This window comes from Pricia sp. (genome assembly GCF_041745955.1).
Lineage (GTDB): Bacteria > Bacteroidota > Bacteroidia > Flavobacteriales > Flavobacteriaceae > Pricia.
Genome location: NZ_JBGTHY010000424.1, coordinates 1 through 5363, shown reverse-complemented (window position 1 = coordinate 5363; position 5363 = coordinate 1). Strand labels below are relative to the sequence as shown.

Annotated in this window: 8 protein-coding genes; all 8 read right to left on the bottom strand. The window is 38.3% G+C overall.

Annotated elements, in window-relative coordinates:
* Positions 1-908, bottom strand: a 908-nt coding sequence (gene glgP / locus ACEW8S_RS15065; RefSeq protein WP_373518951.1) for an alpha-glucan family phosphorylase, incomplete at its 3' end; no start/stop codon positions are given.
* A 216-nt stretch (positions 909-1124) separates the two neighbouring features.
* Positions 1125-1385, bottom strand: coding sequence for a dihydrofolate reductase family protein (locus ACEW8S_RS15060; RefSeq protein ID WP_373518950.1), 261 nt, complete (start codon positions 1383-1385; stop codon positions 1125-1127).
* A 5-nt stretch (positions 1386-1390) separates the two neighbouring features.
* On the bottom strand, positions 1391-1657 hold the full coding sequence (locus ACEW8S_RS15055) for a dihydrofolate reductase family protein (protein ID WP_373518949.1): 267 nt from the start codon (positions 1655-1657) through the stop codon (positions 1391-1393).
* A gap of 86 nt (positions 1658-1743) precedes the next feature.
* On the bottom strand, positions 1744-2322 hold the full coding sequence (locus ACEW8S_RS15050) for a nuclear transport factor 2 family protein (RefSeq protein ID WP_373518948.1): 579 nt from the start codon (positions 2320-2322) through the stop codon (positions 1744-1746).
* Positions 2323-2533: 211 nt separating this feature from the next.
* Positions 2534-3400: an alpha/beta fold hydrolase gene (locus tag ACEW8S_RS15045; protein ID WP_373518947.1), complete on the bottom strand. Its 867-nt coding sequence runs from the start codon at positions 3398-3400 to the stop codon at positions 2534-2536.
* Between the two features lie 186 nt (positions 3401-3586).
* Positions 3587-3877 (bottom strand): nuclear transport factor 2 family protein, encoded by a 291-nt coding sequence (locus ACEW8S_RS15040; RefSeq protein ID WP_373518946.1) that lies wholly within the window; start codon positions 3875-3877, stop codon positions 3587-3589.
* Between the two features lie 49 nt (positions 3878-3926).
* Positions 3927-5003 carry a nickel-binding protein gene (locus ACEW8S_RS15035; RefSeq protein WP_373518945.1) on the bottom strand — a complete coding sequence of 359 codons (1077 nt, stop codon included), beginning with the start codon at positions 5001-5003 and terminating at the stop codon, positions 3927-3929.
* 169 nt (positions 5004-5172) lie between these two features.
* A partial coding sequence (locus ACEW8S_RS15030; protein WP_373518944.1) for a GNAT family N-acetyltransferase occupies positions 5173-5363 on the bottom strand: 191 nt, incomplete at its 5' end.

The window sequence follows — 5363 nt, the reverse complement described above, 5'->3', positions numbered from 1 at the left end:
TCCCCGTCCTGCCAAAACCCGTCGTTTTGGGCGTTTGTAATGGGGATGATTTCGGCTATACCCTTGAAATCCTTCCACATGTTTTGGGAGACCTTGGCATGCAGTTTTGAGACCGCGTTCGCTTTTTTGGAAAGTCGTAATGCGGAAACGGTATAATTCAAGAGGCCTCCATCGATGGTTTCCTTTTTCAATTCCTTTTCCGAGAGCTTTCTTCCGAAAAACCCAAAATCGTTCAGTTGATGCCCGCCCCTTTCCTCGTTGCCCGCCTTTTCGGGGGTATGGGTAGTAAAGACCATCTGCGACTTTTTAATCCCGCGGTCGCGCAAATAATAGAAAGCCGGCAGGGCGTGTCCCTCGTTTAGATGGTATACATCAGCACCGCCCAAGGCCTCGACAATCTTTGCGCCACCGATGCCCAAAATAATGCTCTGGGCGATACGGGTATCATCGTTGGCATCGTATAGACGGTCGGTAATCGTTCGGGAAAGGTAGTCGTTACCCTCCACATCGGTGGTCAAAAAATAGAGGGGTGCCGTTCCCGACACTTCCGGTTTCAGCACAAAGGCGCGGACTTGTACCGAAGAATTACCATTGATCCTTACCTCGACCTGCAATCCGGAATCTTCAAGAAAACTGTAGTTTTTCTCTATCGAATTGACTTTTAGGGTCTGGTCGTGGTTACGGCCTTGATCGTAATAGCCGTATTTCCACAACATTCCGATGCCTATTACATTCTGTTTCATGTCAAAGGCGGAGCGCATGTGTGATCCAGCCAAGAATCCCAATCCGCCCGAATAGGTCTTCAGGCCTTGGTCTATGCCAAATTCCATGCTAAAATAGGCGGTTTTTTTGTTGAATTCTTTTGCGGGTGAATACGGATGGTACCAAGTGCTGTATTTACTTTTCATACTGGACGGTTTTAAAGGGGAATTTTTGACAAAGCCGCTAAAAATAAGCTGAATAGATGGATTTACCTAAACAGGTCTACCAAAAATCGATATCATTTGTTTTTTTAGGATGAAATACATGGCGAAACGGGGAGCTAAACCTGTTAGCATAAATTTTACGCGGATTTAATGCAGATAATTGTGTATAATATGTAAGAAAATACGATTTTTAATTATCTAATAATTGACTTGGTAGGTAATAATCGACAGGCCCTCATTGAACACCTCGTTATGCATTAGTTTTAATTGGTATTCCTTTGAAGATGTGCCAAAAATACGGATACCGTCGCCTAAAATGAGTGGATTTAGCTTTATTTTCAGTATATCGATCATTTCGTTTTCCAACAACCATCCGGCAAACTTGCCGCCGCCGCATAGATAAATATCGGTTTCCGAGGTTTTTTCAAATCTTTGATGATGCCGAGGTCCAAATCGCAAAGGGTCTATTGGTTGCTCTGGTCTTTAAATTTCAACGTTTTTGAAAAAATATAATGTTGCATGTGCGAATACGCGGGTTGACCGGGCTCCAAACCATATTTATAGCCAAACTCGTAGGTTCGCCTGCCCATGATTACTGTCTTGAAATCCTTTAAGTCTTCTAAATATCTGGCCACTCCTTCGCCGGTAGCAGTAAATCCGCTTGCATCGTCTTTAGGGCCGGCGATAAAGCCATCGATTGAAGTGGCGACATAGTAAATGATACGTTTCATAGGCTTTTTTATGTCTGAGAGCTAGTGCTTTAAATGTAGCTGTTCGTATTCGCAATGAATTGACGGCATTTTGGAAGTACATTTTCTTATTCCATATTTTCCTCTTCATCTTCCGTAGAATAATATTTCCACCAATTACGTCCATTTTTTTCTGCGTCATACCCAACATGTGACCTTTCAAAACCATATCCCGGTTTATAATTGTGTGAGATATGTACAGTAACAGCCTTCCATTGGTCTTCGATTTTTCTCATGCCATATGTGAAACAACCAGTTACTATTGTTGTGTCTCCAGTTTCTTCTACTCTTTCATTATTGAATTCAACTAAATAAGAGACTGCATCATTTGAAAAAACATAGATTTTATGATTTTTCAAATCCCATTTCAGCATTTTCTTTTTGTCACCAAGAAATTCCTTCCAGATTCCTTCAACTATTTCATGGCCGCCCCAATAATAGCCGTCACCAAAAATGATAAAATTTTTATCATCACCATAAAATTTCATTACTTCCTCGAAGTCTTTATTTACTAAATCTTGTGCGTGTTTTTCTGAAACACGAATAATGTCTTTTTTAACTCGCACTATTTTATCTGAAGACAATTCTTCCATATTTTGATTGCAACCGAGGAATATCAGCGCTGGTAAAAAGTAAATCCATTTCATAGATTCTATATTTTAATCAATACGTATTGAACTCTTCTTGAGCCTCTAGACTTTGGAATAACACAATCGATAATAATAGCAGGATAAATCTTTTCATTTTAGTGGAATTAATGAATTGCACTTTATCGAGGGAAGTTATCTAACTGATTTACAAGATACAAATTATTAATATTTGAATTTCCATCAGAAAGTGAGGGATGGTTCGGTTGCTTTAATCCATTGGATGTTTTTCGATAAATTCAAGGACTATTTTATTAAAACCTTCTGGATTTTGATGTTGTAAACCATGAGAGGCATTCGGAAGCTCTTCAAGCGTACTGTTTTGAATGCATTTATGAAGTTGGTCACTAGCAAGTCTGAAAATTTTTGGAGAAAGCTCCCCTTTTATTAGAAGTACGGGAACTTTTAATTTCTCAAAATCTTGACAGTTTAGCAATGGCAAAAGATCAGCACCCGAGGCATATGCCTTAAGTTCAGGAATGTTCGCCAGCCACATTCCTTTTTCATTTTGAGGCGCCTTATCAAAATATAAACTATCTCCCATCACTCCCCCTACAAACAAGGCCGTTGCCGCCTCATCATTATTCTCATTAAATGCCTTCGAGGCGGGAATTACAACGTTGTTAATAAATTCTGCCATTAATCCCTCTGCTTCAGGTAAATTTTCTAACAATGAGGTTGCCGGAGGTTCAAGAAGGGTTAAACTTTTAATTAAATCTGGGCGTTCAAGTGCTGAAATTATAGAAGTGAAACCACCAAAGGAGTGACCTACCAAATGGACAGGTCCAGCATTCAATTTTTGCAAAAAACCGACAAGGTCTTTAGCATGTGCTTTTACTGAATAATCCTTTGAATTGCTGTTGGTTTGGTCATTCGGATAGGCATATCTACGGCTTAAAGCAATCACGCGATAATTTTCTGAGAAAGTATCCATTTGGGCTTCCCAAACGCTGTAATCACTTATCGTTCCGTGAACAAACACAACAGGTTCCCCTTCGCCGATATCGAGGTAACTGATTTTGTAACCATCAAGTTCCAGCGTTTTTAATTCTCTTTCGGATTTTTTGAGCGTGTTCATAGCTTCGGTATTTTGTTTATTCTTACAACTAAAATTAGTGACAAGCAGGAAAATTACGGAGGTAAAAAATTTACAATTTTTCATATCGCCGGTTACTATTTGACAATATTACGCTCCTATGATTTCTTACCACACATGGAAACCTTCAATTTACGATTCCGATGCTTTTGGCACGTTTTAACTTCCTTATGGTGTCCAAGGTGAATGGTGTTCGTGAACTATTTTCCATCCATTGTTTGTCCTCACGAATAATAATGTCGTTTGTTCATTAACTACAACTAGATCATCTCCAAATTTTAAATGAAAATCAGACTGAAAAGTCATATTAGCTACATCACCATAAACGGCGACTTTGAAATCTTCTGTATCGAACTTTACTACTTCGGTTATAGCACCAAAAGCACTTCGTTCGTAAGATTCATTTGCCTCACCATCATTTACTGCTTCTCCATTTTTATATTCTAGGTTTTGTTCCAAAAGCTGAAACAAATTCTACTACCCACCATTTTTAAAGGAAATTTTGGAGTTAGTTGAATTTTGACTTGGAAATCAAAGTGGGAAGTACATCAAATCTGTTCCGAAATACCCTTGTAAAATAAGTCGGACTATTAAAACCTGAATCATAGGCAACTTCTGAAACTGTCTTATCTCTTTTTTTTAAGGCTCTGACCGCATGTATCAAACGTAGTTCAGATAGTAATTTATTAGGGGGCATTCCAAATAAAGAGGATATTTTTCGATAGGCTTGGGTCTTGCTAAGACCTAGCTGACTGCCGAGCGTATCACTGTTAAAAGCTGAATTATTCAGGTTTTTTAGTAGTACTTTATCCAATTTTTCGATTTCGATATATGAACTTTGATCAAAAACGGTAATTCCAGTTGTATCTATTTTGGAAATATCCTTGCTTCTGAAAGCGGAGATTTTCGTATCCAAATCCATGGATATTCCTAATTGGAAACCAAGTCTGGACATGACCTCTACTTTCGTTTTGGTTTCTTCGAACAAATCCGTGCTATGCTCGTCAACTGGTTTCCCGGTGGACAAGGCTATACTGAATATCATTTTTCCCTTTAAAGTTTCAAAGTACTTGGCTATTTCAATGGAACAAGCTACGGCATCAGAGGCATCGACAAAAGAAGCCATGAACCTTTCGCTAGGAACCTTGACAACATTTCCCTGGTAATTCTTAATGGAATCTGAAATCTTGGTTGCCATCAATGCTTTGATTTCCATTAATTCCAAAAAATCTACCAACATAATTGTCCGAAAGCCGCTATCGATTTCTCCTGATAAGGTCAACGCCAAATCCTGTTCGTTTTGACTACCCTCGCCCATATAAGGAATAAATTCATTCTGATGAGATACCTCGATGACGTTACATGCCCCAACACCATGAGCCTCTTTATGACTTTCGACACATGCCTCTTTATTTGGGCTCTCCATTAAACAAAAGGCTGTTTTATGATGAAGATTCAGATAATACCTCTTGTATATCAAGCCATGTTTATTTTGAACTGCCACATCCCTCAAATGTGCTCTATACATATCTTCTTCTGTAATTGCGTCCGAATCGATTTTATGAAAGTCCATGTATAATGGCATACTTAATAAATTTTAGAAAAATTCATTTTAAATAATAGTAAGCTGGTAACCACTAATATACGACTTTTGTAAAGTATTTTTGTAACTGTTTGTCCGTCTCTTTCAATATTTAATTGCCTTTCATTTTACGTATTATTTTCTTTGGGACTTATTATGGATACTATCGTAATTAATTTTCATTGAGCAGCGCATATCTATGCTCTTCCCAGAATTTCCCGTTCTTAAAAATCGCTTTTTTTGAGATACCTTCTTTTAGAAAACCATTCTTTTCTAAAACACGCATTGAACCCACATTGTACTCAAAAACCCCTGCAAAGATTCGGATAAGTTTCAATTCTTCAAAAGCATATCTGGTGATCA

Excerpts from the sequence above, each read along its gene's own strand:
- ACEW8S_RS15055 (WP_373518949.1), bottom strand. The coding sequence starts at position 1,657 with ATGAAACGTATCATTTACTATGTCGCCACTTCAATCGATGGCTTTATC.
- ACEW8S_RS15050 (WP_373518948.1), bottom strand. The coding sequence starts at position 2,322 with ATGAAATGGATTTACTTTTTACCAGCGCTGATATTCCTCGGTTGCAAT.
- ACEW8S_RS15045 (WP_373518947.1), bottom strand. The coding sequence starts at position 3,400 with ATGAACACGCTCAAAAAATCCGAAAGAGAATTAAAAACGCTGGAACTT.
- ACEW8S_RS15035 (WP_373518945.1), bottom strand. The coding sequence starts at position 5,003 with ATGCCATTATACATGGACTTTCATAAAATCGATTCGGACGCAATTACA.